Here is a 2,691-nt window from a genome sequence, read left to right as displayed (position 1 = left end):
CGTGTAGCCGATGTTCTGGTTGACGAGCTGCTCGTTCCAGGGCTCGCCGACGCAGAAGCAGTCCATCGTGCCGACCTTCATGTTCGCCACCATCTGCGGCGGTGGCACGACGATGACCTTGATGTCGGTGTCGGGGTCGATCCCGCCGGCCGCGAGCCAATAGCGGATCCACAAATCGTGCGTCCCGCCCGGGAAGGTCATGGCGGCGGTCAGCTCCTTGCCGGCGGCTTTCTTGCGCTCGAAAGCCTGCTTCAGCGGGGAGGCGTCCTTCTGGACGTTGAGATCCTTGTATTCGTTGGCCACCGAAATCGCCTGGCCGTCCTCGTTGAGGTTCAGCAGCGTGTACATCGGCAGCGGCTGGCCGTTCTGCATCACCTTGCCGGTGGTGTAGAGATGGGTCTTAGGCCGCAGGATGTGGCCGCCGTCGATGCCGTTGTTCTTGAAGCCGAGCGCCATGTTGTCGCGCGTCGCGCCCCAGCTCGCCTGCTTGGAGATGTCCATCTCGGGCAGGCCGTGCTTCTCGAACAGCCCCTTCTCCTTGGCGATGATCAGCGGCGCGGCATCCGTGAGCGCGATATAGCCCAGCCGCGTGCCCTTTACCTCCGGCCCCGCGCTCTGGGCGAAGGCGCCGGAGGGCAAGGCGCTGCGGGCGGCCGCGAGCAGCGCCGCGGTGCCGGACAGCTGGAGCAGCCTGCGGCGGCTCGGCTTGGATGGCAGGAAATTCGCCCCGATCTCGACCTTGCTCATCGAATCTCTCGCTCTCGTGAATCGGTGAAACGGCCCTCCCGAACGCGAAAAAACGCCGCGCGAATGCGCCTTGGACAGGCACGTTCGACAGCGTCGTTGCTGTGTTCCGAATTCGGGAGTGGCGCGGGCAGCGTTGGCCGCGTGGCGATAGCTTTACAAAGATCGTGCCAAGAGCCCGCTTTCAGCCTGCGCTTTGAATTTCAATAGCTTGCAGGATGAGGGCTCTGGAACGGCAGGGCGGTTGCGCTGCACAATCACTGCGCTTTGGATCAAAAAAGCGGCAGTCTTCAGGGTGCCTCAGAAAGAGGCGGGCAGGAAGACGCTCCGCGCTTCGCCTCTCGCGCTTTCGCTCTGCCGGAGTTGTCCGGCCAGGGACATGCCGGCGAGCACCCAGTCGGCGTCCGCGGGGTGGGTGCGCAGGGCGGCCCGGTCCAGCTTGAGGAAACGGTCGATCTGCCGCGGCGCCCGTCCGCCGCCCTGGATCAGCTCCCCGCTCAGGATCCGCTCCAGCAGCGCGGCGGGCAAGCCGAGCCTGTCGTGCGCCGCCAGATGCTGCGCCATGCGCGGGATGTTCTGCGGCTGGCAGGCCCAGTCGCTGGCGGCGAGGATCGCGGCGGTCAGCTTGGACACGGCTGTAGGCCGGTTCACCGCATCGTCCGCACGCCAGGCCAGAACCTTGTCATGGCAATCGCTGCGCAGATCCACGCTTGGATGCAGCATCGCGCCGACGCCCGCCGCGACGGCGGCCGCGTTCCAGGGCGCTCCGGCGCAGAAGCCGTCGACCCGGCCGCTGGCCAGGGCTTCGACGGTCTGGGGCGGCGGCACCACCTCGAAGCGCACATCCTCGCCCAGCGTCAGCCCGCCCTTCGCCAGCCATTCGCACAGCAGATAGGTGTGCATCGAGAAGCCGAACACGGCCGCGAAGGTCAGCGGCGGCAGGTGGGAGCGCCGGCGCGCCTCGACGATGCCGGCCAGAGCCCGGGCCGAGACCGCGGGATCAGCGAGATCGCCCTGGGCATGGCGGCTGAGCTCCTCGAAGCGGCGCAGCGAGACGGTGATCGCCGCTCCGTCGCGGTTGAGGCCCATGGGCACCGCCATCGGCGCCTTGACCCCGCCGATGCCGAGCGTCGCGGCGATGGCGGCCGGCCCCAGCATATGGGCGGCGTCGAACAGCCTGACGTTCAGCTTGTCGCGCAGATTGGACCACGACACCTCCCGCACGAGCTCTAGCTGGAGGCCCTGTTCCTCGGCGAAGCCCTCGTCCCGGGCGAACACGACCAGCGCGCAATCGACCAGCGGCATGAAGCCGACCCGCAAATGCAGCGTCGTCATTTCAGCATCTCCGCGGCGGTGATGAGGGAGCGGGCGATATCGGCGAGCTTGCGCTTCTCGTTCATGGCCGTGCGCCGCATCAGCGCATAGGCCTCCTCTTCGGAGAGGCCCTTCATCCGCATGACGATGCTCTTGGCGCGGTCGATCATCTTGCGGTCTTCCAGCTGGGAGCGGGCTTCGTCGAGCTCCTCGCGCAGCTTGCGGAAGGCGTTGAAGCGGCTGATGCAGGCCTGCAGAATCGGCTGCATCCGCTCCTTCTTCAGCCCGTCGACGATATAGGCCGAGACGCCGGCTTCCACCGCCGCCTCGATCGAGGCGGAGTCGGACTGGTCGACGAACATGGTGATGGGCCGGCGGACATGGCGGCTGACCAGGAACATGTCGGCCAGGGCATCGCGGCTGGGATCTTCCAGATCGATCACCACGACGTCGGGGTCATGGGCCTCGATCGCCGCGACGAGGCCCGTCGTGGCCGAAAGATGGATGAGGTGCCGGTAGCCCGCTTCCCGGAGGCCTTCCTCGATGATCGCGGCCCGCACCTGATTGGCGTCCACGATGAGGATGCGAAGATGGGGCTGCATGCCTGCCGGAGAATCCCGCGCGCGGAGGTAT

At 67.0% G+C, this 2,691-nt stretch carries 3 protein-coding genes; all 3 read right to left on the bottom strand.

From position 1 onward, the window contains the following. The coding region (locus tag ACOJTB_RS11490; protein WP_420102654.1) for a CmpA/NrtA family ABC transporter substrate-binding protein at positions 1–747 on the bottom strand (747 nt) is incomplete at its 3' end. 297 nt (positions 748–1,044) lie between these two features. After that, positions 1,045–2,079, bottom strand: coding sequence for a CmpA/NrtA family ABC transporter substrate-binding protein (locus ACOJTB_RS11485; RefSeq protein ID WP_420102653.1), 1,035 nt, complete (start codon positions 2,077–2,079; stop codon positions 1,045–1,047). Next, the gene (locus tag ACOJTB_RS11480) at positions 2,076–2,660 is read right to left on the bottom strand and encodes an ANTAR domain-containing response regulator (RefSeq protein WP_420102652.1); all 585 of its coding nucleotides are present in this window, start codon (positions 2,658–2,660) and stop codon (positions 2,076–2,078) included. The genes ACOJTB_RS11485 and ACOJTB_RS11480 overlap by 4 nt, the downstream gene beginning before the upstream one ends. Positions 2,661–2,691 lie beyond the last annotated feature (31 nt).

The organism is Allobosea sp. (assembly GCF_048595345.1).
GTDB lineage: Bacteria > Pseudomonadota > Alphaproteobacteria > Rhizobiales > Beijerinckiaceae > Allobosea.
The sequence above is the reverse complement of the archived record's forward strand: the minus strand, read 5'-3'. Positions and strand labels throughout refer to the sequence as shown.

What these genes read in the sequence shown, in the direction of transcription:
- ACOJTB_RS11480 (WP_420102652.1), bottom strand. Translation starts at nt 2,660, where the DNA reads ATGCAGCCCCATCTTCGCATCCTCATCGTGGACGCCAATCAGGTGCGG.
- ACOJTB_RS11485 (WP_420102653.1), bottom strand. Translation starts at nt 2,079, where the DNA reads ATGACGACGCTGCATTTGCGGGTCGGCTTCATGCCGCTGGTCGATTGC.